Source organism: Streptomyces sp. NPDC002835, from assembly GCF_053591995.1.
The window spans coordinates 1-25,575 of record NZ_JBSFUW010000013.1; the positions used below are offsets into that span (position 1 = coordinate 1).

Annotated in this window: 22 protein-coding genes; 10 read left to right on the top strand and 12 right to left on the bottom strand. The window is 69.7% G+C overall.

The window, feature by feature from the left end:
• Positions 1–84: 84 nt before the first annotated feature.
• Positions 85–2,322, bottom strand: coding sequence for a transglycosylase domain-containing protein (locus ACWD01_RS16370; RefSeq protein ID WP_451162262.1), 2,238 nt, complete (start codon positions 2,320–2,322; stop codon positions 85–87).
• Between the two features lie 408 nt (positions 2,323–2,730).
• Between ACWD01_RS16370 and ACWD01_RS16375 the strand changes: the two genes are divergently transcribed.
• On the top strand, positions 2,731–3,075 hold the full coding sequence (locus ACWD01_RS16375) for a WhiB family transcriptional regulator (RefSeq protein ID WP_050791514.1): 345 nt from the start codon (positions 2,731–2,733) through the stop codon (positions 3,073–3,075).
• 239 nt (positions 3,076–3,314) lie between these two features.
• Here ACWD01_RS16375 and ACWD01_RS16380 read toward each other — a convergent pair whose 3' ends face one another.
• Together ACWD01_RS16380 and ACWD01_RS16385 are read right to left on the bottom strand one after the other, a co-directional pair.
• Entirely contained in the window at positions 3,315–4,718 is a 1,404-nt protein-coding gene (locus ACWD01_RS16380) for an ArsA family ATPase (RefSeq protein WP_451162263.1), read from the bottom strand.
• Positions 4,715–5,677 carry an ArsA family ATPase gene (locus ACWD01_RS16385; RefSeq protein WP_451162265.1) on the bottom strand — a complete coding sequence of 321 codons (963 nt, stop codon included), beginning with the start codon at positions 5,675–5,677 and terminating at the stop codon, positions 4,715–4,717. Before ACWD01_RS16385 ends, ACWD01_RS16380 begins: the two co-directional genes overlap by 4 nt.
• A 116-nt stretch (positions 5,678–5,793) precedes the next feature.
• Here ACWD01_RS16385 and ACWD01_RS16390 point away from each other — a divergent pair, with 116 nt between their 5' ends.
• The 4 genes from ACWD01_RS16390 to ACWD01_RS16405 all read left to right on the top strand — a co-directional run bounded on the left by ACWD01_RS16390 (position 5,794) and on the right by ACWD01_RS16405 (position 8,266).
• Positions 5,794–5,955, top strand: a complete 162-nt coding sequence (locus tag ACWD01_RS16390; RefSeq protein ID WP_356894501.1) for a DUF4177 domain-containing protein — start codon at positions 5,794–5,796, stop codon at positions 5,953–5,955.
• Positions 5,952–6,428 carry a RidA family protein gene (locus ACWD01_RS16395; RefSeq protein ID WP_451162267.1) on the top strand — a complete coding sequence of 159 codons (477 nt, stop codon included), beginning with the start codon at positions 5,952–5,954 and terminating at the stop codon, positions 6,426–6,428. Before ACWD01_RS16390 ends, ACWD01_RS16395 begins: the two co-directional genes overlap by 4 nt.
• A gap of 132 nt (positions 6,429–6,560) precedes the next feature.
• Positions 6,561–7,427, top strand: a complete 867-nt coding sequence (locus tag ACWD01_RS16400) for an NUDIX hydrolase (protein WP_451162269.1) — start codon at positions 6,561–6,563, stop codon at positions 7,425–7,427.
• Entirely contained in the window at positions 7,424–8,266 is an 843-nt protein-coding gene (locus ACWD01_RS16405) for an MBL fold metallo-hydrolase (protein ID WP_451162271.1), read from the top strand. The genes ACWD01_RS16400 and ACWD01_RS16405 overlap by 4 nt, the downstream gene beginning before the upstream one ends.
• A gap of 95 nt (positions 8,267–8,361) precedes the next feature.
• Here ACWD01_RS16405 and ACWD01_RS16410 read toward each other — a convergent pair whose 3' ends face one another.
• Positions 8,362–9,036, bottom strand: coding sequence for a Crp/Fnr family transcriptional regulator (locus ACWD01_RS16410; protein WP_356894509.1), 675 nt, complete (start codon positions 9,034–9,036; stop codon positions 8,362–8,364).
• Between the two features lie 291 nt (positions 9,037–9,327).
• Here ACWD01_RS16410 and nth point away from each other — a divergent pair, with 291 nt between their 5' ends.
• From nth to ACWD01_RS16425, 3 genes are all read left to right on the top strand, one after another.
• Entirely contained in the window at positions 9,328–10,170 is an 843-nt protein-coding gene (gene nth, locus ACWD01_RS16415; RefSeq protein WP_451162273.1) for an endonuclease III, read from the top strand.
• A gap of 58 nt (positions 10,171–10,228) precedes the next feature.
• A complete protein-coding gene (locus ACWD01_RS16420) occupies positions 10,229–10,966 on the top strand; it encodes an NUDIX hydrolase (protein WP_451162275.1) in 738 nt (245 codons plus the stop codon).
• A 115-nt stretch (positions 10,967–11,081) separates the two neighbouring features.
• Positions 11,082–12,290 (top strand): MarP family serine protease, encoded by a 1,209-nt coding sequence (locus tag ACWD01_RS16425; protein WP_451162277.1) that lies wholly within the window; start codon positions 11,082–11,084, stop codon positions 12,288–12,290.
• Between the two features lie 18 nt (positions 12,291–12,308).
• Here ACWD01_RS16425 and ACWD01_RS16430 read toward each other — a convergent pair whose 3' ends face one another.
• The 6 genes from ACWD01_RS16430 to ACWD01_RS16455 all read right to left on the bottom strand — a co-directional run bounded on the left by ACWD01_RS16430 (position 12,309) and on the right by ACWD01_RS16455 (position 20,350).
• Positions 12,309–12,500 carry a hypothetical protein gene (locus tag ACWD01_RS16430; protein ID WP_451162279.1) on the bottom strand — a complete coding sequence of 64 codons (192 nt, stop codon included), beginning with the start codon at positions 12,498–12,500 and terminating at the stop codon, positions 12,309–12,311.
• A gap of 125 nt (positions 12,501–12,625) precedes the next feature.
• Complete coding sequence (locus ACWD01_RS16435) at positions 12,626–13,573, bottom strand: alpha/beta fold hydrolase (protein WP_356894519.1); 948 nt, start codon at positions 13,571–13,573, stop codon at positions 12,626–12,628.
• A gap of 55 nt (positions 13,574–13,628) precedes the next feature.
• Entirely contained in the window at positions 13,629–14,132 is a 504-nt protein-coding gene (locus tag ACWD01_RS16440; RefSeq protein ID WP_451162281.1) for a phage holin family protein, read from the bottom strand.
• 55 nt (positions 14,133–14,187) lie between these two features.
• Positions 14,188–15,582, bottom strand: coding sequence for a Na+/H+ antiporter NhaA (nhaA, locus tag ACWD01_RS16445; RefSeq protein ID WP_451162283.1), 1,395 nt, complete (start codon positions 15,580–15,582; stop codon positions 14,188–14,190).
• A gap of 196 nt (positions 15,583–15,778) precedes the next feature.
• On the bottom strand, positions 15,779–17,734 hold the full coding sequence (acs, locus tag ACWD01_RS16450) for an acetate--CoA ligase (RefSeq protein WP_451162285.1): 1,956 nt from the start codon (positions 17,732–17,734) through the stop codon (positions 15,779–15,781).
• 240 nt (positions 17,735–17,974) lie between these two features.
• Positions 17,975–20,350, bottom strand: a complete 2,376-nt coding sequence (locus ACWD01_RS16455; RefSeq protein ID WP_451162287.1) for a SulP family inorganic anion transporter — start codon at positions 20,348–20,350, stop codon at positions 17,975–17,977.
• A gap of 285 nt (positions 20,351–20,635) precedes the next feature.
• On the opposite strand from ACWD01_RS16455, the gene ACWD01_RS16460 reads away from it, so the two are divergent.
• Positions 20,636–21,943, top strand: coding sequence for a hypothetical protein (locus tag ACWD01_RS16460; RefSeq protein ID WP_451162289.1), 1,308 nt, complete (start codon positions 20,636–20,638; stop codon positions 21,941–21,943).
• A gap of 128 nt (positions 21,944–22,071) precedes the next feature.
• On the opposite strand, the gene ACWD01_RS16465 is transcribed toward ACWD01_RS16460, so the two are convergent.
• On the bottom strand, positions 22,072–23,058 hold the full coding sequence (locus tag ACWD01_RS16465) for an ATP-binding protein (RefSeq protein ID WP_451162291.1): 987 nt from the start codon (positions 23,056–23,058) through the stop codon (positions 22,072–22,074).
• Between the two features lie 103 nt (positions 23,059–23,161).
• On the opposite strand from ACWD01_RS16465, the gene ACWD01_RS16470 reads away from it, so the two are divergent.
• Positions 23,162–23,992: an oxidoreductase gene (locus ACWD01_RS16470; protein WP_451162293.1), complete on the top strand. Its 831-nt coding sequence runs from the start codon at positions 23,162–23,164 to the stop codon at positions 23,990–23,992.
• Positions 23,993–24,383: 391 nt separating this feature from the next.
• Here ACWD01_RS16470 and ACWD01_RS16475 read toward each other — a convergent pair whose 3' ends face one another.
• Entirely contained in the window at positions 24,384–25,256 is an 873-nt protein-coding gene (locus ACWD01_RS16475) for an HAD family hydrolase (protein WP_451162295.1), read from the bottom strand.
• Positions 25,257–25,575: the final 319 nt, after the last annotated feature.

Genomic DNA, 25,575 nt, shown 5'->3' on the forward strand with positions numbered 1-25,575 from the left:
CTCGTGCCACCCGCCCCGCGGGGCGCGCCCCCCCCCCGCCCCCCCCCCCGCCCCGCCCCCCCCCCCTCGTGCGTCGCCGGACTCCTACGGCCAGTTGCCGCCGCCGCCGTCACCGCCGCCGTTGCCCTGGCCGCGGTTGTTGCCGCCGCCGATCAGGTCCGGCGGGATGGAGATGCCGGGCCACGGCTCCTGGTCGCCGGGCTTGTCGTCGCCCGGCTTCCCCTTGTCCTTGTCCTTCTCTTTGTCCTCGTCCTTCTTCGGATCCGGGATGTGGACGGTGTTGAACGGAAGGGCCGGTTGACCCTCCAGCGCGCCCGCCATCGCGTCCTTCCAGATCGGACCCGGGACGCCGCCGCCGAAGACCTTGGGGTGGTACTGGCCGCCGATGGTGATGTCCACCATCTCCACCTGCTGGTCGGCGCTGCCGACCCAGACCGCGCCGGACATGTTCGGGGTGTAGCCCACGAACCAGGCGTTCTTGCGGAAGTCCGTGGTACCGGTCTTGCCCGCGTTGTCGCGGCTCTGCAGACCGGCCTGCCGGCCGGTACCGGAGTCGACCACTCCGCGCAGCAGCGTGTTGATGGTATCGGCGGTCTGCTCCGACATCGCCCGGGAGCACTGGGTCTGCGGGACCTTCAGGCTCTTGCCGTCCGCCGTCTTGATCGACTCGATGGCCGTCGGCGTGCAGTAGTTGCCCCGGTTGGCGAAGGCCGCGTAGGCGTTGGCCATGTTGAGCGGCGAGATGCCGGTGGAGCCGAGAGTGAGGGCCGAGGGCAGTTCGGGCAGCTTGCTCCCGTCGCCCTGCACCACACCGAGCTTGGTGGCCATCTCCGAGATCGGGCACATCCCGATCTCGGAGATCATCTGCACGAAGTAGGTGTTGACGGACAGTTCCATCGCCTTTTTGAGCGGGTACGGTCCGACCTCCGCCTCGTTCTCGTTCTCGAGCACGGCGCCGTCGGTGTTGACCCAGGGCTTTCCGCTGCACGTCATGATGCGCTCGGGGTACGGCATCTTGAACGGCGACGGATAGATCTGCGTCGGAGGTTTGCCCTGCTCCAGCGCGGCGGACGCCAGGAACGGCTTGAAGGTCGAGCCGACCGGGAAGCCGTAGTTCGAGCCGCCCATCGCCTTGTTGACCGAGTAGTTGATCTGGGTCTCGTTCTTGCCGAAGCCGTACGGCTTGGACTGGCCCATCGCCACGACCTTGCCGGTCCCGGGCTCGACGAGCGTCACCGCGGCGGCGACCTTGTCGGTCTGGTAGACGTGGTCCTTTATCGACTGCTGCGCCGCCTTCTGGGCCTGGGGCTTCAGCGTGGTCTTGATCGTCAGACCGCCCTGGTTCCAGACCTTGAGCCGGTCCTTGCGGGTCTTTCCGAAGACCGGGTCGGTCAGGAAGATCTGGCGCACGTAGTCGCAGAAGAAGCCCGCGCCGTCGACGGCGGTGATGCAGCCGTTCTTGGGCTTGCTCACCTTCAGCTCGATCGGCGCGGCCTTGGCCTTCTCCAGCTCGGCCCGGGAGATGTCACCGACGTCGGCCATGCGCTGCAGCACGAGGTCGCGGCGCTTGGTCGCCTCCTCCGAGTCGTTGACCGGGTCGAAGCGGCTCGGAGACTGGACGACGCCGGCGAGGAGCGCCGCCTCCTCCAGCTTCAGGTCCTTGGCGTGCTTGGAGAAGTAGCGCTGGGAGGCGGCCTCGATGCCGTACGCCTGCTGGCCGAAGAACGTGATGTTGAGGTAGTTCTCGAGGATCTTCTTCTTGCCGAGCTCCTCCTCGACCTGGATCGCGTACTTCAGTTCGCGGATCTTGCGGCCGAGGGTCTGCTGGGTGGCCTGGGCGACCTTGTCGGGGTCGTCGCCGGCCTCTTCGACGAAGACGTTCTTCACATACTGCTGGGTGAGCGTGGAGGCGCCCTCGGAGACGCCGCCCGCCTGCGCGTTCTTGTTCAGTGCGCGCAGCACGCCCTTGAGGTCGATCGCGCCGTGCTCGTAGAAACGGGCGTCCTCGATCGCGACGATCGCCTTCTGCATGTACGGCGAGATGTCCTTGAGGGGCACCACCGTGCGGTCACGCGAGTAGACCACGGCGATCTTGCCGCCCTCGGAGTCGAGGATCGTGGTGCGCTGACTCAGCGGCGGCGTCTTGAGGTTGGCGGGGATGGTGTCGAATCCTTCGACCGTCCCCTTGGCCGCCAGCCCCAGTGCTCCGGCCGCGGGCAGGGCGATGCCTGCCAGCACCGCTCCGGAGAGCACACTGACACCGAGGAACTTGGCGGCCTGCTGCGTCGCTGTCAGACCGCCGCCCGAGCGCTTCTTTGGCATGAGGGCAGCCTACGTTCTCATTTGCCGGACAGGCGTAAAGGCCTTGGCCTAAGCTGCTCACAACTGTCACAGCAGTGCGGTTCTGCATCAAGTACTTGACACGACTCCCGCTGTACCCGAATCCGGCGAAGTTGTGTCCGCGAGTCATGTCCGAATCCGGCGCATGCGTGGTGATGTGCCCCGTGTGACCCGGCTGAATCGCCCCGCTTTGCCGGGCTTTTCCGCTATGTCCCCAGGTCACTCCCCTGGGTGATCTGCCGCGTACGCATAGTCCGTTCGGGCCATTCAAGATTGGGCCCCAAGGGGGTGTTGCGCTGTGCCCACCTTCCGTAACGTCCTCAACTGGCAGCGGTGAATATGCCGCTGCCGCCGTGGGGGAGCCTCGATTCGGGAGAGGACGGCGCCGGCATGGGCTGGGTAACCGACTGGAGTGCGCAGGCAGCCTGCCGCACGACGGATCCGGATGAACTGTTCGTACAAGGGGCAGCGCAGAACAGGGCCAAGGCGGTGTGCACGGGATGCCCGGTGCGCACGGAGTGCCTGGCCGACGCGCTCGACAACCGCGTCGAGTTCGGCGTGTGGGGCGGAATGACCGAGCGGGAGCGGCGGGCACTGCTGCGCAGGCGGCCCACGGTCACCTCGTGGCGGCGACTGCTCGAGACCGCACGCACGGAATACGAGCGCAGCGCGGGGATCCTTCCCGTCGCCCTCGACGACGACGAGACCTACGAGGCGTACGCGGCAGTGGGTTAGCGGGCCGGTCAGCGGCCTTGGGAAGTGCACGACGTGCGCCTTCGGCATGTGCCGGCAGCGCGGGGGGCGTGGGCCCCGGGAGGGCGTGATACGTCTCACACCGGGCCACGCCCGTACGGGCGCCGACAGCCGCAGTGTGTACGGGTGTCACGCGTCGGGCCCGCATCCGGGGGCGGGTGCCGAGGGCCGATGCGGCAACGCCGCGCGCGCACGAGCCCGCGTGCTGAGCTCCGACGCGCCTAAGCCGCCCCGGCCGACGCGTCCCCGCCCGCCGCGAGGCGGTCGCCGATGGCGCGCAGGCCGGCGAGATCGTGGACGTCCCCGGGGAACGCGGGTACTTCGGCCACCGCCACTTCCGGGTGGAGCGCGGTGAAACGGTCACGGGTGCGCTGCTCGCGGGCGAGCACCTGCATCCGTTCCGCATGCAGCCGCAGCAGACCGGCGGTCATCTGCTCGGTGGTCTGCTCCGTCGAACTCTTCAAGTCTGCGGGTGGGTCGGGCACTTCGAGCGGGTCCGATACGGCTTCCGGTGCGCCGGCCGCCGACGTGCCGGAAGCCGGTGGGGCTTCGGGGGAGCGACCCGCGGACGGCGATTCGGGAGAGACGGCCGCGGCGTCACGAACACCAGTCTTCCCGGGCCCCTGATCCACAATGCCGACCTCGTCAAGATTTTCCGCGGCAGCCAGCGCCCGCTCCGCGGACAGCCCCGCCGCCCCGCTGCCGTGCACCCGGTTGAGGACCAGACCGGCGAGCGGCATCTTCTCCGCCGCCAGCCGTTCCACGAAGTACGCCGCCTCCCGCAGCGCGTCGCGCTCGGGCGCCGCGACGACGAGGAACGCCGTCCCCGGGGCCTGCAGCAGCCGGTACGTGGCGTCCGCCCGCGTACGGAACCCGCCGAACATGGTGTCCATCGCCGCGACGAACGTCTGCACGTCCTTCAGCAGTTGACCGCCCAGCACCTTGCCCAGCGTGCCCGTCATCATCGACATGCCGACATTGAGGAACTTCATCCCCGCCCGGCCGCCCACCTTCGCCGGCGTCATCAGCAGCTTGATGAACCTGCCGTCCAGGAACGACCCGAGCCGCTTCGGCGCGTCCAGGAAGTCCAGCGCCGAACGCGACGGCGGGGTGTCGACGACGATCAGGTCCCACTCGTCCCGCGCCCGCAGCTGGCCCAGCTTCTCCATGGCCATGTATTCCTGCGTGCCCGCGAAACCGGCGGACAGGGACTGGTAGAAGGGGTTCTCCAGGATGGCGCGCGCCCGCTCCGCGTCCGCGTGCGACTCGACGATCTCGTCGAACGTCCGCTTCATGTCGAGCATCATGGCGTGCAGTTCGCCCGCCGGCCGGCCGTCACCGTCCTTGCCGGAACCCTTCCGCGACGCCGCGCCCCGGTCCTCGATGCCCTTGACCCGGCGCGGGGTGTTGTCGAGCGAGTCGATGCCCATGGACTGCGCGAGCCGCCGGGCCGGGTCGATGGTGAGGACGACGACCTTGCGGCCGCGCTCGGCCGCCCGTACGCCGAGGGCCGCGGCCGTCGTCGTCTTGCCGACGCCCCCGGCGCCGCAGCACACGATGATGCGCGTGGCCGGGTCGTCGATGAGCGGGTCGATCTCGAGCCGGGCCGATGGGTCCAGTGTCATGAGCCCGCCCCCTGCTTGCGCAGTTCCTTCGCCAGTTGGTAGAGGCCGGACAGGTCGACGCCCTCACTCAGCATGGGGAGTTCGTACGCGCCCAGCTCCAGCGTGTTCAGCGTCCCGCGCTGCTCGCGTTCCAGCTCCACGCGCTGCGCGTGCTCGGCGGCCTGCTCCAGCAGCGGGGTGACGAGCGCCGCGGCGCCCGGGACGCCGGCCGCCCTGAGGGCCTTGGTGACGGCGCCGCGCCGGCCGTCCGCCGCGTCGCGCAGCGTGTCCTCGTCGAGGAGGTGCGGACGGACCATGTTCACGATGACCCGGCCCACCGGCAGATCGGCGGCGCGCAGTTCGGCCACGCCGTCCGCGGTCTCCTGCACCGGCATCTCCTCCAGGAGGGTCACCAGGTGGACCGCCGTCTCGGGGGACTTGAGGACCCGCATCACCGCCTGCGCCTGATTGTGTATCGGGCCGATCCTCGCCAGCCCCGCCACCTCGTCGTTGACGTTCAGGAAGCGGGTGATGCGGCCGGTGGGCGGGGCGTCCATGACCACGTGGTCGTAGACGTACCGCCCCTGCTTGTCCCGGCGGCGGACCGCCTCGCAGGCCTTGCCGGTCAGCAGCACGTCGCGGACGCCCGGGGCGATCGTCGTCGCGAAGTCGATCGCGCCGATCTTCTTCAGGGCGCGGCCGGCGCCGCCGAGTTTGTAGAACATCTGGAGGTAGTCGAGGAGCGCGCGCTCGGCGTCGATGGCCAGCGCGAAGACCTCCCCGCCGCCGGAGGAGACGGCGATCTTGCGCTCCTCATAAGGAAGTGCCTCTGTCTCGAACAGCTGGGCGATGCCCTGCCTGCCCTCGACCTCGACGAGGAGAGTCCGCTTTCCCTCGGTCGCGAGGGCGAGCGCGAGGGCGGCGGCAACCGTGGTCTTACCGGTCCCGCCCTTGCCGCTGACGACCTGGAGCCTGCTCACGTATGCGAGCCTAACCAGTCGCGCCCCGCCCTACGCACGAGGCTGTGTGCGGGCTGCGTCACGAACCGTCCGCCTGCGTCACGGACCATGCCGGGGGTGCGGCTACAGTCGGCTCCATGACCAAGTGGGAATACTCGACCGTGCCCCTTCTCGTGCACGCGACGAAGCAGATTCTGGACACCTGGGGCGAGGACGGCTGGGAGCTGGTCCAGGTCGTACCGGGACCCAACAACCCCGAGCAGCTCGTGGCCTACCTGAAGCGTGAGAAGTCCTCGTGAGTGGCGTCGTCGCCGCCCGGCTCGCCGAACTCGGACTGACGCTGCCCGAGGTGGTGCCGCCGCTGGCCGCGTACCAGCCGGCCGTGGTGTCCGGAGCGTACGTCTACACCGCGGGCCAGCTCCCGATGGTGGAAGGCAAACTTCCGGTGACCGGCAAGGTCGGGGCCGAGGTCACTCCCGAGGAGGCCAAGGAGCTCGCCCGCACCTGTGCGCTGAACGCCCTGGCGGCCGTGAAGTCGGTCGTCGGTGACCTGGACCGCATCGCGCGTGTGGTGAAGGTCGTCGGCTTCGTGGCGTCCGCCGCGGACTTCACCGGCCAGCCCGCCGTCCTCAACGGCGCCAGCGAGCTGCTCGGCGAAGTGCTCGGTGACAAGGGCGTCCACGCGCGCAGCGCGGTCGGCGTGGCCGTGCTGCCCCTGGACGCTCCGGTCGAGGTCGAGATCCAGGTGGAGCTCGTCCCGGGCGGAAGCTGACCGAGCGCCTCAGTACGAGGACGGCCCCGTGCCCGCCGCCCTTCCGGCGGGCACGGGGCCGTTGCCGTACGCCCGCGGTCCGGCGGGAAGAGAGCCCTCGAACATCGACGCGGAAGCGCATAGCATCCGCCCATGTCGAATGGTCAGTGGTACCCGCCGGAATGGCCCGATCGCATCCGCGCGCTCGCGAGTGGCGAGCTCACCGCCGTGGCCCCCAGGCGGGCCGCCACGGTGATGCTGCTGCGCGACACGGCCGACGGCACCGCTGTCCACATGCTGCGCCGGCGCGCCTCCATGGCCTTCGCCGGCGGTGCGTACGCGTACCCGGGCGGCGGCGTGGACCCCCGCGACGACCGCCCGGTGCGCTGGGCGGGCCCCTCTTTGGAGGTCTGGGCGGAGCGCCTCGGAGTCGACGACACGGCGTCCGCCCAGGCCATCGTGTGCGCGGCGGTGCGCGAGACGTTCGAGGAGGCGGGCGTCCTGCTGGCCGGTGCCACCCACGACACGGTCGTCGGCGACACGACGGGCGACGACTGGGAGGCGGACCGGCAGGCACTGGTCGACCGGGGACTGTCGTTCGCGGACTTCCTGGACCGCAGAGGGCTCGTGCTCCGCTCGGACCTGCTGGGCGCGTGGGCGCGCTGGATCACGCCGGAGTTCGAGCCGCGCCGGTACGACACCTGGTTCTTCGTAGCCGCGCTCCCCGAGGGCCAGCGCACCCGCAACGCCTCCTCGGAGGCGGAGAGCACCGTCTGGATCAGCCCCGCGGACGCCACCGCCGGGTACGACAAGGGCGACCTGCTGATGATGCCGCCGACCGTCGCGACGCTCCGCACGCTCCAGCCGTACGGGACGGCCGCGCGGGCCCTGGAGGCGGCGGCGGACCAGGACCTCACCCCGGTGCTGGCCGAGGCCCGGCTGGAGGGCGGGGGGGTCGTCCTGAGCTGGCCGGGACACGACGAGTTCACCAAGCACGTGCCCACCGGAGGCCCGCGATGACGGATGCCGCCACGCTGCCGGGACAGCCCCGCGGCGGTGTGCTCTCCGGACCCGCCACCGCCCGCGCCGTGAACGTCCTCGCCCCGAACGCGTCCGCGATGACCCTCGACGGCACCAACACCTGGATCGTCTCAGAGCCGGACTCCGATCTCGCGGTCGTCGTCGACCCGGGGCCGCTCGACGACGGCCATCTGCGGGCCGTCGTCGACACCGCCGAACGGGCGGGCAAGCGGGTCGCCCTCACCCTGCTGACCCACGGCCACCCCGACCACGCCGAAGGCGCCGCGCGCTTCGCGGCCCTGACCCGTACGAACGTGCGGGCCCTCGACCCGGCACTGCGGCTCGGCGACGAGGGGCTCGCCCCGGGGGATGTGATCACCACGGGCGGCCTGGAGCTGCGGGTCGTCCCCACGCCCGGCCACACCGGGGACTCGCTCAGCTTCCATTTGCCGGCCGACCGGGCCGTGCTCACCGGGGACACGGTCCTCGGCCGTGGCACGACCGTCGTCGCGCACCCCGACGGCAGGCTCGGCGACTACCTCGACTCGCTGAGGCGGCTGCGCTCGCTCACCGTCGACGACGGCATCCGCACCGTGCTCCCCGGCCACGGCCCGGTGCTCGACGACGCCCAGGGCGCCGTCGAGTTCTACCTCGCGCACCGCGCGAACCGGCTCGCTCAGGTGGAGACGGCTGTCGAGAACGGCTGCGCGACGGCCGCCGAGGTGGTGGCGCAGGTGTACGCGGACGTGGACAGGTCCCTGTGGCCGGCCGCGGAACTCTCCGTACGGGCACAGCTGGAGTATCTGCGGGACCACGGCCTCATCGGGCCCGCCGCCTAGCGGCACCCCAGGAGGCCGGTCTCCACGCGAAGGGGCCGCCCGCGTCACGCGGGCGGCCCCTTCGCACGGGACAGGGTGTGCCTGAGCGGGCGGCCTCAGCGCGAACGCTTGGCCAGACGCTCCACGTCCAGCAGGATCACCGCACGCGCCTCCAGACGCAGCCAGCCGCGCTGCGCGAAGTCGGCCAGGGCCTTGTTCACAGTCTCGCGGGAGGCGCCGACCAGCTGGGCCAGCTCTTCCTGGGTGAGGTCGTGGACGACGTGGATGCCCTCCTCCGACTGCACGCCGAAGCGGCGCGACAGATCGAGGAGCGCGCGGGCGACACGGCCCGGTACGTCGGAGAAGACCAGGTCGGACATCTGGTCGTTGGTCTTGCGCAGTCGGCGGGCGACGGCGCGCAGCAGCGCCGTGGCCACCTCGGGCCGCACGTTCAGCCAGGGCTGGAGGTCGCCGTGGCCGAGGCCGAGGAGCTTGACCTCGGTCAGCGCGGAGGCGGTCGCGGTGCGGGGGCCGGGGTCGAAGAGGGACAGCTCGCCGATCAGCTCGCCGGGGCCGAGGACCGCCAGCATGTTCTCGCGGCCGTCGGGTGAGGTGCGGTGGAGCTTGACCTTGCCTTCGGTGACCACGTAGAGGCGGTCGCCCGGTTCGCCCTCGTGGAAGAGCGCGTCGCCGCGGGCGAGCGTCGCTTCACTCATCGAGGCGCGGAGCTCCGCGGCCTGCTCGTCATCGAGCGCCGCGAAGAGCGGGGCGCGCCGCAGAACGTCGTCCACGAGTTCTCTCCTTGTCGACCTGCTCAGGGGACGTTGGTCCCATGATGCCGGACTGTGCTGTGCCGGCCTGGGGACACTGTGCCCGGTGGGGCTCCACCCGGGCACGGACCCTGGTGGTAAACAATCGTGCGATCAGTCACAACAAGTTTGACGTACTGGCGTGTCTCTCCCTACGGCAGGGGCCCGATCGGGTCCTGATTCAGGGTGGCCGGGGCGGATGTCGGTGGGGGCCTTTAGGCTGGCCGGGTGTCCAATTCGCCGGTGAGAGCACAGGCCGAGGGGGCTGGGAGCGTGTCCGGTAAGCAGAATTCCGCTGTGGGCGAACAGCGATCACCCGCCTCGGGCAAAAAGGATAAAACGCCCAAGCCGGAAACGCGGCTGGCCATGGTCCGGCGCGCCCGCCGCATAAATCGCGAGCTCGCCGAGGTGTATCCGTACGCCCATCCGGAGCTCGATTTCGAGAACGCCTTCCAGCTGCTGATCGCGACGGTCCTGTCCGCGCAGACCACCGACCTCCGGGTCAACCAGACGACGCCCGCCCTCTTCGCCAAGTACCCCACGCCCGAGGACCTGGCGGCGGCGGAGCCGGAAGCGGTCGAGGAGCTCATCCGCCCGACGGGGTTCTTCCGTGCCAAGACCAAGTCGATCATGGGCCTGTCCGCCGCCATCCGGGACAACTTCGGCGGCGAGGTCCCCGGCCGGCTCCAGGACCTGGTGAGCCTGCCCGGAGTGGGCCGCAAGACCGCGTTCGTCGTCCTGGGCAATGCCTTCGGTGTTCCCGGGATCACCGTGGACACGCACTTCATGCGCCTGGCCCGGCGTTGGAAGTGGACCGACCAGGACGATCCGGTGAAGATCGAGGCCGAGATCGCCACGATCTTCCCGAAGAGCGAGTGGACCATGCTCTCGCACCGGGTGATCTTCCACGGCCGCCGTATCTGCCACGCCCGCAGACCCGCCTGCGGCGCCTGCCCGATCACACACCTCTGCCCCGCCTACGGGGAGGGCGAGACCGATCCGGAGAAGGCCGCGAAGCTGCTGAAGTACGAGAAGGGCGGCCAGCCCGGCCAGCGTCTCAAGCCGCCCCCGGACTACCCGGGGAAACCGGCCCCGGCGCTGGGCGCGACCGGGTGACGCTGCCGCGAGCGGAACGATCGAGGCGCCTTGGGACGTTGTGCGTGAGGGGGTGCCGATGACACGTACTGGAGAAGAGACGTACCAGCGATTCGAACAGCACGGCGACGGTGAGGTGGTCGTCGACGGTGACGTCGTCGTCACGACCGACGGTCTGCCGGAGTGGCTCGACCCCGTGGTGCGCGCCGCCGACACGGTGCAGCCGCACCAGCTCAGCCGCTTCCTGCCGCCCGAGAGCGGGCACGGCCGCCAGTCCGCCGTCCTCGTTCTCTTCGGTGAGGGCGCCAAGGGGCCGGAACTGCTGCTCATGGAGCGCGCGGGCACGCTGCGCTCGCATGCGGGACAGCCGTCCTTCCCCGGCGGTGCGCTCGATCCCGAGGACGGCGACCCGGCGACGACCGGCCCGCTGCGTGCCGCGCTGCGGGAGGCCCAGGAAGAGACGGGGCTGGACCCGGCGGGAGTGCAGACCTTCGGCATACTGCCCAAGCTCTACATCCCGGTGAGCAGTTTCGTCGTCACGCCCGTACTGGGATGGTGGCGAGCCCCCAGCCCGGTCGGAGCGGTCGATCCCGCGGAGACCGCACGCGTGTTCACCGTGCCCGTGGCCGACCTCACGGACCCGGCCAACCGCGCGACGGCCGTGCACCCGCGCGGCCACGCCGGACCGGCGTTCACCGTCGAAGGGGCTCTGGTCTGGGGTTTCACCGCCGGGGTGATCGACCGGATCCTGCACTTCGCGGGCTGGGAGCGACCATGGGACCGTACCAAGAAGGTCCCGCTGGACTGGCACGCATGACAGGCTGACCGAGTGATGCCCTCCCGGCGGGGGCGTGACACCGACCGCGCGGCTCGCCGTGCCCCACCCCCCAGCCGGACCGAGCACCGGCGACGACACTGCGAGGCAAAATTCGGTGAACGTGCTGGACATCCTGTTGCTGGTCGCCGCCGTGTGGTTCGCGATCGTCGGCTACCGCCAGGGCTTCGTCGTCGGCATCCTGTCGGTGATCGGCTTCCTCGGCGGCGGACTCGTCGCGGTCTATCTGCTTCCGGTGATCTGGAACGCGCTGACCGACGACGCCGAAGTGTCCACCACCGTCGCGATAGTCGCGGTCGTCATCGTGATCGTCTGCGCCTCGGTCGGTCAGGCCTTCACCACCCATCTGGGCAACAAACTGCGGCGGTTCATCACCTGGTCGCCCGCCCGCGCGCTCGACGCCACGGGCGGCGCGCTGGTCAACGTCGTCGCGATGCTGCTGGTCGCCTGGCTGATCGGCTCCGCGCTCGCCGGCACCTCGCTGCCCACCCTGGGCAAGGAGGTGCGCAGTTCGAAGGTGCTGCTCGGGGTGTCGCGTGTGATGCCCGATCAGGCCAACACCTGGTTCAGGGACTTCTCCTCGGTCCTCGCGCAGAACGGCTTCCCCCAGGTCTTCAGTCCGTTCGCCAACGAGCCCATCACCGAGGTGCAGCCCCCCGACCCGGCGCTCGTCGGCAGCCCCGTCGCCGCGCGCGCCAAGCAGTCCATCGTCAAGGTCGTCGGTACGGCCCCGAGCTGCGGCAAGGTCCTCGAAGGAACCGGCTTCGTCTTCGACGAGCGCCGGGTGATGACCAACGCCCACGTCGTCGGCGGCGTCGACGAGCCGACCGTGCAGATAGGCGGTGAGGGCCGGCTCTACGACGCCAAGGTCGTCCTCTACGACTGGCAGCGCGACATCGCCGTCCTGGACGTCCCGGACCTCCGGGCCCGCCCGCTCGAGTTCGCCGACTTCGAGGAGGGCGACGCCGAGAGCGGTGACAGCGCGATCATCGCCGGCTTCCCGGAGAACGGCGCGTACGACGTGCGCTCCGCCCGTGTCCGCGGACGGATCAACGCCGACGGTCCCGACATCTACCACCGGGGCACCGTCCGCCGCGACGTCTACTCGCTGTTCGCGACCGTGCGGCAGGGCAACTCCGGCGGCCCGCTGCTCACCACCGACGGCAAGGTCTACGGGGTCATCTTCGCCAGGTCACTCGACGACGCGGACACCGGCTACGCCCTGACGGCGGACGAGATCCGCAAGGACATCGAACTCGGCCGCAACGCCAACCAAGAGGTCGACAGCCAGGGGTGCGCGCTGTAGCGGCGCCGCGACGCAGGGTCAGTCCCGGGGATGATGCCGCAGGCGCGCGGACACCCAGCGCGCGCGGCGCCTCAGGATGCGCGGAATCCCCATCCCCTGCCCCGGATGCTCGTGGTCCTCGCTCGGAAGGCCACTTGTCTCGCGAGTGATCGGCCTGCTGGCCGAGCGTCGGTTGCGTGCTGCGTCACCGTAGTCGTGCGTCCAGCCCATACCCGGACGTGTGCCCGGGCCCCATGGTCGGTAACCGTGCCCGGGGCGGCCAATTGGCTTATGCGCCAGGCATTTGGCTGTTCGTAGAACAAGCGTACTTTCGGTGAGCGGAACCCTTCGACCGGCTACCGATCGGGCTCGGGATCCTTGAGCCAGTTGATCAGTTCGTTCGAGAAGGCGACCGGGTCCTCCTCGTGGGGGAAGTGGCCGAGGCCGTCGAACAGCCGCCACCGGTAGGGGGCTTCGACGTACTCGCCCGAGCCGGCCGCGCTGCGTGTCCGCATCGCCGGATCGAGTGAGCCGTGCAGATGCAGCGTGGGCACCCGTACCGGACGCTTCATCCGGCGGTTGAACTGGATGCCGTCCGGCCGGGCCAGCGACCGCACCATCCAGCGATAGGGCTCGATGGAGCAGTGCGCGGTCGACGGGATGCACATCGCCCGCCGGTAGACCTCGACTGCCTCTTCGTCGAGCGGCTGCGGCCCGGACCAGTTCTCGATCAACTCGCCCACCAAGGCCGCGTCGTCCGCCACCAGTTGGCGCTCCGGCAGCCAGGGCCGCTGGAAACCCCACACGTAGGAGCCGGCGCGGCTCTGCGCGAAGTCGGAGAGCATCGCCGAGCGCCACCGCCGCGGGTGCGGCATCGACGACACGGCCAGCCGGCGCACCAGCTTGGGCCGCATAACGGCCGCGGTCCACGCCAGGTAGCCGCCCAGATCGTGCCCGACCAGGGCGGCGTCCGGCTCACCCAGCGACCGGACGACACCGGTGATGTCGAGCGCCAGGTTGGCCGGGTCGTAACCCCGCGGCGTACGGTCGCTGCCGCCCACGCCGCGCAGGTCCATCGCCACGGCCCTGAACCCCGCGTCGGCGAGCGCCGGCAGCTGATGCCGCCAGGTCCACCAGAACTGCGGGAACCCGTGCAGCAGCATCACCAGCGGCCCGTCGCCCATCTCGGCGATGTGGAAGCGGGCGCCGTTGGCCGCCACGTCGCGGTGGGTCCAGGGACCGTCGATGCGTACGGGACTGCCAGGGGCGCCGAAGCTGCCGGGAGCGGAATCAGGGACCGTCATGCTGATGAGCGTGCCACAACCCGGGACGCGGTGTTCGCGCCCCGGTGCCCGCAGGTCACGTCGAAACCTTGTCCGACAGCCGGTCCGCCCTCGTGCGGCCCGAGACCTTGGTCAGTTCGACGCCGCGCGGATGCGGCTTGGCGTTGCCGAGCACGGCGGCCGTCTCCTTGGCCGACGCGACGGCCTTCTGCGGGCCCTGACCCTTCTTCGCCTTCTTGACGAAGACCACGCCGACGAGTCCGAGCAGAGCGGCCAGAACGAGGTTCACCGCGAACGACAGCAGGAAGCACCATCCCAGTTCCAAGCCGGTCCAGGCCTCGAAGCCGTAGGCCAGGGCGAAACTCAGCATGGGCAACGAGAAGAGCAGTACCGCGCCGGCCGCCGTGAACGCGGCTCCACCGATCCCGGCCTTCTTCACATCCTGCCGCAGCTGGGCCTTGGCCAGCGCGATCTCGTCGTGCACCAACGCGGACATCTCGGTGGTCGCCGAGGCGACCAGCTGGCCAAGACTGCGGTCGGCGCCGACAGCGTTCGCTGCGGTGTTGCCGGGGTCGCTCATCGCTGACTCCCTCTCCTCTTCCACGGGTCCGGTGTTCGTACGGTCCGATGTCAGATCATGCCGGACTGTCGCCGTTGTCGCTCGAAACCGCGGCCGTTTCCGCCTTCTTGCGGTGCTCCGCCGCCTTCTTCTCGTAGATCGCGGCCATCCGCAGGTGGTACGCGGGGTCTTCCTCCTCGTAGATGTCCGGGATCCCGGACATGTCCTCGTCGCGCTCCTCCTCCGCCGACAGCGCCTGGTACGTGCGTACCCGCATCTTCAGCAGGATCGCGGCGAAGACGGCGGCGATCAGCGAGCCGATCAGCACCGCGGCCTTGACCTCGTCCGTCAGCGTCGCGTCGCCGGTGAAGGCGAGCTCGCCGATGAGCAGCGAGACGGTGAAGCCGATGCCGGCGAGTGTGGCGAGCGCCAGGACGTCGGGCCAGGCCAGGTCGTCGTTGAGTTCGGCCTTGGTGAAGCGCGCGGCCAGCCAGGTGCCGCCGAAGATGCCGAGGGCCTTGCCGACCACCAGGCCGAGCACGACACCGAGGGTCTCGGGCTTGGTGAACACATGGGTCAGCGAGTCACCGGTGACGGCGACCCCGGCCGAGAACAGGGCGAACAGCGGTACGGCGATGCCGGCCGAGAGGGGGCGGACGAGATGCTCGATGTGCTCGCCCGGGGAGTGCTCCTCGCCCTCACGGCGGGCGCAGCGCAGCATCAGGCCCATCGCGACACCGGCGATGGTGGCATGGACGCCGCTGTTGTACATCAGGCCCCAGATGACCAGCGCGAGGGGCACGTAGATGTACCAGCCGTGCACCGACTTGCGCAGCAGCAGCCAGAACACGGCGAGGCCCACGAAGGCTCCGCCGAGGGCCCAGAAGTTCAGGTCGCTCGTGAAGAAGACCGCGATGATCAGGATGGCGAAGAGGTCGTCGACGACGGCCAGTGTCAGCAGGAAGGCACGGAGCGCCGACGGCAGTGATGTGCCGATGACGGCGAGAACGGCGAGCGCGAACGCGATGTCGGTGGCGGTCGGCACGGCCCAGCCGTCGGTGGAGCCCCCGCCGACGATGGTGACCACCAGGTAGACGAGCGCGGGCATCACCATGCCGCAGAGCGCGGCGATCACGGGCAGGGCGGCTGCCTTGGGGTTGCTCAGCTCGCCGGCGACCAGCTCTCGCTTGAGTTCTATGCCGGCGACGAAGAAGAAGATGGCGAGCAGTCCGTCGGCGGCCCAGTGCTGGATCGAAAGATCGAGGTGGAGCGAGGCCGGGCCGATGTGGAAGTCGCGTACGGAGGCGTAGCTGTCGCTGAGGGGGGTGTTCGCCCAGATCAGTGCTACGACTGCCGCGAGCAGCAGCAGCATGCCGCCCACGGTTTCCGTGCGCAGGGCTTCGGCGACGTAGTTGCGCTCGGGCAGGGAAAGGCGGCCGAGGAACTTGCGGTCGGGACTGGGCGGAACCACGGGACGAAACCTCCGGTCGGGGGCAGCACAACAAGCTTGCCGACCAGACTTCCCGGCGCACCTTGGATCTACGTCGCTTCGCTGACGCGTTCTTCACTCTACCCAAGCCCGTTCCGGCACTACCGGTGAGCGGGGTGCGGGCGCGCGCGGGCCCCGGCATGGTCTGCCGGGGCCCGCGTGCGGGTGTTTGCGCTGGTCAGTCCTCGCTGGCCGCGCTGGGCAGCTTCGTCTGAATGAGATCCATCACAGAGGAGTCCGTCAGCGTGGTGACGTCTCCCAGCTGGCGGTTCTCCGCCACGTCCCGGAGCAGCCGGCGCATGATCTTGCCGGAACGGGTCTTCGGCAGCTCGGCCACCGGAAGGATCCGCTTGGGCTTGGCGATCGGTCCGAGGGTCGCGCCGACGTGGTTGCGCAGGTCGTTCACGAGGCTGTCGTCCTCGGTCGCCGTCCCGCGCAGTATCACGAAGGCGACGATGGCCTGTCCGGTGGTCTCGTCCGTCGCACCCACGACGGCCGCCTCCGCGACCTTCGGATGCGAGACCAGCGCCGACTCGACCTCAGTGGTCGAGATGTTGTGGCCGGAGACCAGCATGACGTCGTCGACCCGGCCGAGCAGCCAGATGTCGCCGTCATCGTCCTTCTTGGCGCCGTCGCCCGCGAAGTACTTGCCCTCGAAGCGCGACCAGTAGGTGTCGAGGAAACGCTGGTCGTCGCCCCAGATGGTGCGCAGCATCGACGGCCACGGCTCGGTGAGGACCAGATAGCCGCCGCCCCCGTTGGGGACCTCGTTCGCCTCGTCGTCCACGACGGTGGCCGAGATGCCGGGCAGCGGGCGCTGCGCGGAGCCCGGCTTGGCGGCCGTGACACCGGGCAGCGGCGAGATCATCATGGCGCCGGTCTCCGTCTGCCACCAGGTGTCGACGACCGGGGTCTTGCCCCCGCCGATGTTCTCCCGATACCAGATCCACGCCTCGGGGTTGATCGGCTCGCCCACCGACCCGAGGACCCGCAGGCTGCTCAGGTCGAACTTGGCGGGGATGTCGTCGCCCCACTTCATGAACGTACGGATCGCGGTGGGCGCGGTGTAGAGGATCGTGACGCCGTACTTCTGGACGATCTCCCAGAAGCGGCCCTGGTGCGGGGTGTCGGGGGTGCCCTCGTACATCACCTGCGTCGCACCGTTGGCCAGTGGCCCGTACACGATGTACGAGTGGCCGGTCACCCAGCCGATGTCGGCCGTGCACCAGTAGACGTCCGACTCGGGCTTGAGGTCGAACACGGCGTGATGGGTGTACGCCGTCTGGGTCAGATAACCGCCGGACGTGTGCAGGATGCCCTTCGGCTTACCCGTCGTACCGGAGGTGTAGAGGATGAAGAGAGGGTGCTCGGCGTCGAAGGCCTCGGGGGTGTGCTCCGCGGACTGGCGGCCGACGATGTCGTGCCACCAGACGTCGCGGCCCTCGGTGAAGGCCGTCTCCTGGCCCGTGCGCCGCACGACGAGCACATGCTCGACCTGCGGGCAGCGGGTGACCGCCTCGTCGATCGCGGGCTTGAGCGCGCTCGGCCTGCCGCGGCGGTAGCCGCCGTCGGAGGTGATGACGAGCTTGGCGTCGGCGTCCTGGATACGGGAGGCCACCGCCTCGGCGGAGAAGCCGCCGAAGACCACCGAGTGCGCGGCGCCGATCCGGGCGCAGGCCAGCATCGCGACGGCGGCCTCGGGGATCATGGGCAGGTACACGGCGACCCGGTCGCCCTTGCGGACACCGAGCTCGAGCAGCGCGTTGGCGGCCTTGGAGACCTCGTCCTTGAGCTCTGCGTAGGTGATGGTGCGGCCGTCGCCCGGCTCGCCCTCGAAGTGGATGGCGACACGGTCACCGTGGCCTGCCTCGACATGGCGGTCCACGCAGTTGTACGCCACGTTCAGCTTGCCGTCGGCGAACCACTTCGCGAAGGGCGGGTTGGTCCAGTCGAGGGTCTCGGTCGGTTCGGTGGCCCAGCTGAGCCGACGTGCCTGCTCGGCCCAGAAGCCAAGCCTGTCCGCCGCGGCCTGCTCGTACGCCTTCGCCGTCACGTTGGCGTTCGCTGCCAGCTCGGCCGGCGGGGTGAACCGCCGCTCTTCTTTAAGAAGGTTGGCCAGGCTTTCGTTGCTCACGACATCTCCCTTTCCCAGGGCGTCTTCCGTGCGTATGTGTCCCAGGCCGTAGCTCATCAGCCAGGGGGCCGGGTGACAAGGCCCTTCCGGATATTGGTTTAGACCTGTCGTTCCCGGGTCTGTGGGCGCCCCTCGCCTCCGGGCGGTGGGGACGAGGGGCCACACGTTCTCACGGACGCGGGACGGGGCTGGTTCAGCCACGCCTGCCGGGCGTCCGGAACCGGCCGCCCGGCGGGCCGATCAGGCCCGGGACGTCTCCAGCGCCGAGGGGGTCGGGGCCACCCTGTCGAAGACAGCCTCGATCTCGTGCTCCGCGGTGCTTGTGAGGAGATAGGCCTGGGCCTCGCCGACATGGAAGTACATTCCGTGCAGCCGGAGGGATCCGTCCGCGAGCCGACGTGCCACCGACTCATGGGCCCGCAGATGCTCCAGCTGCTGGACCACATTGGTCAGACACAACTGCTCCACCGCGTCGCTCGGCAGCCGGCCGGAGATCCTTGCCCAGGTCCGGTGGCGGCTCTCCATCCGCCGCAGACTGGGCCGGCCGTGCCGAAGCCAGCGGGCGAGCGGTGTGGGCGTGCCGCCCGGCGGGCTGTTCAGCAGCGCCTGCATCGCGCCACAGCCCGAGTGCCCGCAGACGGTGATGGAGTCCACCCCGAGGATGTCGACCGCGTACTCGATCGCGGCCGCGACGGAGTCGTCCGTGCTCTCCTCGCCGGGCGGCGGCACGAGATTGCCCACGTTGCGCACGGTGAACAGGTCGCCGGGGCCACTGGCCGTGATCATGCTGGTCACCAGGCGGGAGTCCGCACAGGTGATGAAGAGCTGGGACGGACGCTGGCCCTCGCGCGCCAGTCGCGCCAGCTCGTCGCGTACCAGCGGCGCGGTGTTGCGCTGGAAGGAGCTGAGCCCGCTGGCCAGGTGATGCGCGTCCGTCTCTCTGGGCCGCTCGTCGCAGTGATGGTTGCGCCAGGGCGTCCAGGGGCGGCAGCAGCCGTGGGTCTCGTCGGCGGGCTCGCTGATCCGGCCCCCGGCGCGGCCGGTCACCTCCACCGTGCCGCCCTGCGCGGTGTGCGACGTCTGCCAGTCGTGCAGGGCCTCGTACGCCGCGTGGTCCATGAAGGAGCCGTCCAACTCGACCGCGCACGGGGCTCCCGGGGGGACCTGGCTCAGCACCCGGCTCAGTCTGGGCACGGCGAGGAAGGTCAGCTGACCTCGTGCACGGACCCTGTAGAGGCCGTCCTGCTCCTCCACCGTGATCCGGGTCCGCGTCAGCCGGTGCAGCGCGACCGCGACGGCCACCGCGACGCCGATGACGACGCCTTCGAGTACACCGGTGAGAACGACCGCACTCAGCGTGGCCGCGTAGACGAGGACCTCGCGATTCTTCCGGACGCTGCGCAGGTGCGTGATGTTGACCATCTGAATGCCGACGACCATGACCAGCGCGGCCAGCGCGGCCAGCGGGATCAGGTCGAGGACGGGGACGAGCAGCAGCGCCGCCACCACGATCCAGAGACCGTGCAGCATGGTGGAGTTACGGCTGACCGCCCCCGCGGCCACGTTGGCCGAGCTGCGCACGGCGACGCCGGTGATCGGCAGCCCTCCGAGCGCGCCGGACACGACGTTCGCGGCGCCCTGTCCGGTGAGTTCGCGGTCGAGATCGACACGAGGCAGGCGGACGTGCGGCTTCTTGCGGGCGGCGGCCAGCTTGTCGACGGCGACCGCCGACAGCAGCGACTCGACACTCGCGACGAGGGTCACGGTGAGAACCGCGGCGAGCAGGCCGAGGACCGGCCCTTCGGGAAGCCCGGGCAGTGCGTGCGAACGCCATGACGGCAGATCCACCGTCGGCTGGTGCAGATCGGCGAGCGTCGCGAGCACGGTGGCCGCGGCCACTGCGGCGAGGGCGGCGGGCAGGATCCGGACGATCCTGCCGGCGCGGCCGGGGACACGCGGCCAGATCAGCAGCACGGCGATGGTCAGGACGCTGACGGAGAGCGCGGCCGGGTGCAGGTCGCTCAACTGCGCGGGCAGTGCCTGCACATTGCTCACGGCCGAACTCTGCGGGGTGCCGCCGAGGACGATGTGGAGCTGGGCGAGGGCGATCGTGGCACCGATCCCGGCCAGCATTCCGTGCACGATCGCCGGACTGACGGCGAGGGCGGAGCGGGCGACCCGTAAAGCGGCCAGGACCAGTTGGCACAACCCGGCGAGCACGGTGATCGCGCAGGTTGTGCGCCACCCGTACTGCTGGATCAACTCGGCTGTCACCACGGTCAGTCCGGCGGCAGGCCCACTGACCTGGAGGGCGGAGCCGCCGAGCCGTCCGGCGACGATGCCTCCGACGGCTGCTGCGACGAGACCGGCCTGGAGCGGGGCGCCGGTGGCCAGGGCGATGCCGAGGGACAGGGGCAGCGCGATCAGGAATACGGCGATGGACGCGGAGAAGTCGGCGCCCCGGATGCGGAGTCGGCGGATCCCGCCGGGCGGCGGCCCGTGCGGACGCTGGAAGCGAGATGCAGGGGACACCCCGTCGAGCCGGGCGGGGTGGTTCTTCGCGGGTTTGTCGGGCTGGTGAGAAGGATCGTCGGTGCGAATGGGGGCGCAGGACATGGTTCCCGTCTCCTCCGGGGAGCGCGGTCGCGGAATGTGGGACGCGGCCGTGGGTCACGGCGTGCAGTGGCGGGATTCTCAAACGTTCGGTAAATGGATCGTAATGCAAAGTAAAGACTCGGGCATTATTTTCGCGGCAAATAGGTCAGGCTTTCACTCGATCTGCTGATTAGTCATTTCATATCGGCTCGCCGCTCATTACCTGAGCCATCGCGATGCGAGTTTGACGGCCCCGTATGCACCGGTCGTCAGACAGTCGTATTGGCACAGGAATGAGGTGGGCGGATGTTGACCGCCACGAAGAGGCTCGTCGTCGTCGGCACGGTCGCCACGGCGCTGATCGCAGGTCTCGCAGGGTGTTCCGGGCCCGGCGGCGCCGAGGCACCGGGTGGTCCGGCCGCCAAGGAGGGAGCCGCGGGAGGCAAGGAAGGCGTCGCCGCTCCCAAGGGCGCCGTACGCCTCATCGGCGACGGGTCCACCGCCTTCACGGGTGCCCAGCCCGGCCTGCTCGAGCCGAAGCGACTGAAGCCCGGCCAGAAGCCGCCGCAGTTCGTGGTGTTCTCCTGGGACGGCGCCGGTGAGGACAGCCAGAAGCTGTTCTCCCACTTCCGCGAGGTCGGCAAGAAGTACGACGCGACGATGACCTACTTCCTCAGCGGCGTCTATCTCCTGCCCGAGGAGAAGCGGGCGCTGTACAACCCACCGCAGCATGCGGCCGGCCGGTCCGACATCGGCTTCAACGACGTCGAGGGCATCAGGGACACCGTGCGCGAGCTGCGCGCCGCCTGGCTGGACGGGAACGAGGTGGGCACGCACTTCAACGGCCACTTCTGCGGCAAGGACGGCGGGGTCGGCACCTGGTCGGTCGAGGAGTGGAAGAGCGAGATCCGCCAGGCCAAGTCGTTTGTCAAGAACTGGAAGACCAATGCGGATCTGGCCTCCATGGAGCCGCTCCCCTTCGACTACGACAAGGAACTCATCGGCGCCCGCACGCCATGCCTGGAAGGACGCGAGAACTTCGTTCGCGCGGCCAGTGAACTGGGCTTCCGCTACGACACCAGCGGCGTCAACAACCAGGTCTGGCCGGAGAAGGAACTCGGTCTGTGGGACCTCTCGCTGCAACTGGTCCCCGTGCCCGGGCGCGCCTTCGAGACGCTGTCCATGGACTACAACTTCATGGTCAACCAGTCCGGCACCGTGAAGGGCGACCCCTCGAAGCACGCGTACTGGGGAAACCAGATGCGTGACGGCCTGATCCAGGCATTCGAGCGGTCCTACGACGGCAACCGTGCGCCGCTGATCATCGGCAACCACTTCGAGTCCTGGAACGGCGGCACCTATATGCGCGCCATCGAGGAGACGATCGCCACGGTGTGCGTGAAGCGCGAGGTGGAGTGCGTGTCGTTCCGCCAGCTGGTCGACTGGCTGGACGCGCAGGACCCGAAGGTTCTCGAGAAGCTGCGCGGCCTCGGGGTCGGCGAGGCGCCCAAGGGCGGCTGGAAGCAGTTCCTGACCGCGCCGGTGGCACCGGCGGCGCCGCCTGCGGGGAAGCCGGCCAAGGGAGCCGGACAGAAGTCGGCGGAGAAGCACTGAGCGCGACGGCTCCTTGAGGAGGAGGGCCGCGGTCCCGCCCCCGGGGAAGCCCACGGGGCGGGACCGCAGGCACCTCGGCCGGCCGCACCTCGGCACGGGAAACTCGGCCGGGCTGCGGCACGGGAGTCTCAGCCGGGCTGCGGCACCAGGACGGGCTCACGGAGCACGAAGGCCGGGTCCACCTGTGCCGCCAGGTCGGCCCCGGTCCTGGCGTTGCCCCAGCTCTCCGCGTTCTTCAGATGGAAGTGCACCATCTGGCGGGTGTAGCGCTCCCAGTCGCGGGCGGCGTACGAATCCTCCGCCGCGTTCTGCAGCGTCTGCAGCGCCATGCGGTTGTCCGCCTCCAGGAGCTCGAAGCGGAGCGGACGCCCCTTCTCCATGGCACGCACCCAGTCCGAGTGCCCGAGGGTGACGAGCAGATCGTCACCGACCTCCCCGCGGAGGAACTCGATGTCGTCCTGGCTCTGCACCTTGTTGCCCACGACCTTCACCGCGACGTCGAAGTCCCGGGCGTACTCCTTGTACTGGCGGTAGACGGAGACACCCTTGAGGGTCGGCTCGGCCACCAGGAACGTCATGTCGAAGCGGGTGAACATCCCGGAGGCGAAGGAGTCCGAGCCGGCCGTCATGTCGACCACGACGTATTCCTCGGCGCCGTCGACAAGGTGGTTCAGGCAGAGCTCGACCGCTCCGACCTTGGAGTGGTAGCAGGAGACACCGAGGTCGGACTCGGTGAAGGGGCCGGTGGCCATCAGTCTGATGTCACCGTCGTCGAGCCGGACCGTGCGGGCGCAGGCGTCGTAGACGGGGTTGTCCTCGGTGACCGTGAGCAGGCGGGAACCCTCACCGGGAGGGGTCGTCTTGATCATCGTCTCGGTCGAGGCGATGCGGGGGTTCGAGCCGCGCAGATAGTCCTTGATGAGCGGCAGATGGGCGCCCATCGAGGGCAGCTCGGCCGCTTCGGCCTCGCTGAGGCCGAGGGCGGCGCCGAGGTGCTGGTTGATGTCGGCGTCCACCGCGACGACCGGGGCTTCGTTGGCGGCAAGGTGGCGGATGAAGAGCGATGACAGCGTCGTCTTGCCGCTGCCGCCCTTCCCTACGAAAGCGATCTTCATGTTCACCTAGCGTAGTGGAGTGGTGGCATGCCGTGCTCGTGCCGGGTGAGGAACACCACTCGAAGGTGGGGAGCGCCCGCTGCGGCGCGTAGCCTCGCTACCTATGAGTACGAACGCCTCGCCGGCCGATCCCCTCGCCATCCTCGGCGCCTTGCCGGGTGTCACCGACTCCGTGGACTCCGTGCGAAAAGCCGTCGACCGGGTCTACGGACACCGGGTCATGCGCCGGCGCAGCAACGAGATCACCTCGGAGGCGGCGCTGCGCGGAGCCCGCGGTTCCGCCGCGCTGTCCGGAGCGGACTGGGCGCTGGAGGAGGTCCGCAGGCGCACCGACTTCGGCAGTGAGCCGGAAGCGCGTACGGTCGGCGCCGCCCTGCGGCTCACTGCGGAAGCGGGCCAACTGCTCTCCATCTGGCGGCAGTCGCCCCTGCGCGTGCTGGCCCGGCTGCACCTGGTCGCGGCGAGCGGTGCGGGCGACGACGACACCGTCGGGCGCCCCCGCCTTCCCGGCGAGGTGGTGGACGAGCCGCTGATCGGGGCGCCGTTGCCGGAGGTGGCCGAGCTGACGGGGCGGCTGGAGGGTCTGGCGGAGCTGATCATCTCGGGCACGGAGGCTCCCGCCCTGATCACTGCCGCCGTGGTGCACGGCGAGCTGCTGGCGCTGCGCCCCTTCGGCTCGTACAACGGACTGGTCGCGCGGGCGGCGGAACGGATCGTGCTCGTCGGCAGCGGGCTCGACCCGAAGTCGATCTGCCCGGCGGAGGTCGGGCACGCGGAGCAGGGAAGGGCCGCGTACGTCGCCGCCTTCGAGGCGTATCTGACCGGGACGCCCGAGGGGATGGCTGCCTGGATCGCCCACTGCGGCCGTGCCGTCGAGCTGGGTGTCAGGGAGTCCACGGCGGTGTGCGAGGCGCTTCAGCGGGGCGCCGCCTGAGGTTTCTTGAGATGTCTCGAAGCGGCGAGGTCCTGGGCAAAGGGTTGCGGCGGTACCGGTTCCGGTACCGCCGCTGGCATGAGCGCCGAGTTACCATGCGTCCTCGAAATGTTGCCCATCAGGTCGGGAACTTTGCCCGTCACCTGGTGCGGCTGGCCCGTAATCGACGGGTCGACGTCGCGTGGGTACTCGGTTTTCATGCTTCGGTCCGTGGGGCCTTTGTGCGTTAAAGGTGATCCTTTCGGATGTGCCTCGGTCTCGCGGGCCGTGACTCCTTTGTACTACTACCAGCAGCGATGTGAAAGCCCTGCCCGCGCTTCTTTACTTTTAAGTTCAAATGCGGACGAACCTTCAGGTCTGTCGCCGCAGGCCGACCGGAGCCGGAACCCGCTCAGAGGGTGGTGGCCCGGCCCGCCGCCTGTGCTGCGACAGTGCGCCGGCGGCTGGCGTACCAGACGAGTCCCGCCGTGGCCGCCGCCGCTCCGACGGCCGCCATCGCCATCAGCGCGGGCCGCGGCGCCATGGAGAAGCCGGGCAGCCGCTGCTTCAGCCGCACGGGCCGGTTGAAGTCGAGAATCGGCCAGTCCCGCACGGTCGCCTCGCGGCGCAGCCCGCGCCCGGGGTTCACCGCGTAGGGGTGCCCGACCGCCGCGAGCATGGGGACGTCGGTGACCGAGTCGCTGTACGCGTAGCAGCGGCTCAGGTCGTACCCCTCCGACTCGGCGAGCTCCCGGACGGCCTCGGCCTTGGTCGGCCCGTAGGCGTAGTACTCCACCTCGCCGGTGAAGCAGCCGTCGTCGCCGACGACCATGCGGGTGGCCACGACCCGGTCGGCGCCGAGGAGCTCCCCGATGGGCTCCACCACCTCGGCGCCGGAGGTGGAGACGATGACCACGTCCCGGCCGGCGGCGTGATGCTCCTCGATGAGAGAGGCGGCCTCGTCGTAGATGATCGGGTCGATCAGATCGTGCAGGGTCTCGGCGACGATCTCCTTCACCTGCTGGACGTTCCAGCCCTTGCAGAGTGCGGAGAGGTACTCGCGCATCCGCTCCATCTGGTCGTGGTCCGCGCCCCCGGCGAGGAAAACGAACTGTGCATAGGCGGTACGCAGTACGGCGCGCCGGTTGATCAGCCCGCCTTGGTAGAAGGACTTGCTGAAGGTCAGAGTCGAAGACTTCGCAATGACCGTCTTGTCCAGGTCAAAGAAGGCGGCTGTGCGCGGCAAGGAGTGGTTTTCCACGAGCCGAGCATATGTGCCCGCCATTCGGCGTACGCTGGGGCCTGTGGGTTTGCCTGAGAAGGCTCTCGGGTACACCATGGAAGTCACGGATCGTTCGCGACCGTGCTAACCCGGTCCGGCTCCTCCCCCCCCGAGTCGGCCGGAGAGACGACCCCCGCTCTCCCCCCCGGCGGGGGTCGTCGCATGTCCGGGCACGTTTTTCCTCTTCGATCCGCCTCGCAGCCGCCTTCACGGCCCTTCAGCACGCTTCGATGCCGGCGGACGGCCGACCCTCAGTTTCGTCACTGCGCGTAGTGGTCGGGCTGCGCTCCGGCAGGTCTTCGGGAACGGCTTAAGGGAACCC

What these genes read in the sequence shown, in the direction of transcription:
- ACWD01_RS16470 (WP_451162293.1), top strand. Translation starts at nt 23,162, where the DNA reads ATGAGTACGAACGCCTCGCCGGCCGATCCCCTCGCCATCCTCGGCGCC.
- ACWD01_RS16380 (WP_451162263.1), bottom strand. Translation starts at nt 4,718, where the DNA reads ATGACACTGGACCCATCGGCCCGGCTCGAGATCGACCCGCTCATCGAC.
- ACWD01_RS16435 (WP_356894519.1), bottom strand. Translation starts at nt 13,573, where the DNA reads ATGACGGTCCCTGATTCCGCTCCCGGCAGCTTCGGCGCCCCTGGCAGT.
- ACWD01_RS16430 (WP_451162279.1), bottom strand. Translation starts at nt 12,500, where the DNA reads ATGGGCTGGACGCACGACTACGGTGACGCAGCACGCAACCGACGCTCG.
- ACWD01_RS16405 (WP_451162271.1), top strand. Translation starts at nt 7,424, where the DNA reads ATGACGGATGCCGCCACGCTGCCGGGACAGCCCCGCGGCGGTGTGCTC.
- ACWD01_RS16475 (WP_451162295.1), bottom strand. Translation starts at nt 25,256, where the DNA reads ATGGCGGGCACATATGCTCGGCTCGTGGAAAACCACTCCTTGCCGCGC.
- ACWD01_RS16375 (WP_050791514.1), top strand. Translation starts at nt 2,731, where the DNA reads ATGGGCTGGGTAACCGACTGGAGTGCGCAGGCAGCCTGCCGCACGACG.
- ACWD01_RS16400 (WP_451162269.1), top strand. Translation starts at nt 6,561, where the DNA reads ATGTCGAATGGTCAGTGGTACCCGCCGGAATGGCCCGATCGCATCCGC.
- ACWD01_RS16440 (WP_451162281.1), bottom strand. Translation starts at nt 14,132, where the DNA reads ATGAGCGACCCCGGCAACACCGCAGCGAACGCTGTCGGCGCCGACCGC.
- ACWD01_RS16465 (WP_451162291.1), bottom strand. Translation starts at nt 23,058, where the DNA reads ATGAAGATCGCTTTCGTAGGGAAGGGCGGCAGCGGCAAGACGACGCTG.
- ACWD01_RS16390 (WP_356894501.1), top strand. Translation starts at nt 5,794, where the DNA reads ATGACCAAGTGGGAATACTCGACCGTGCCCCTTCTCGTGCACGCGACG.
- ACWD01_RS16370 (WP_451162262.1), bottom strand. Translation starts at nt 2,322, where the DNA reads ATGCCAAAGAAGCGCTCGGGCGGCGGTCTGACAGCGACGCAGCAGGCC.
- ACWD01_RS16460 (WP_451162289.1), top strand. Translation starts at nt 20,636, where the DNA reads ATGTTGACCGCCACGAAGAGGCTCGTCGTCGTCGGCACGGTCGCCACG.
- ACWD01_RS16455 (WP_451162287.1), bottom strand. Translation starts at nt 20,350, where the DNA reads ATGTCCTGCGCCCCCATTCGCACCGACGATCCTTCTCACCAGCCCGAC.
- ACWD01_RS16420 (WP_451162275.1), top strand. Translation starts at nt 10,229, where the DNA reads ATGACACGTACTGGAGAAGAGACGTACCAGCGATTCGAACAGCACGGC.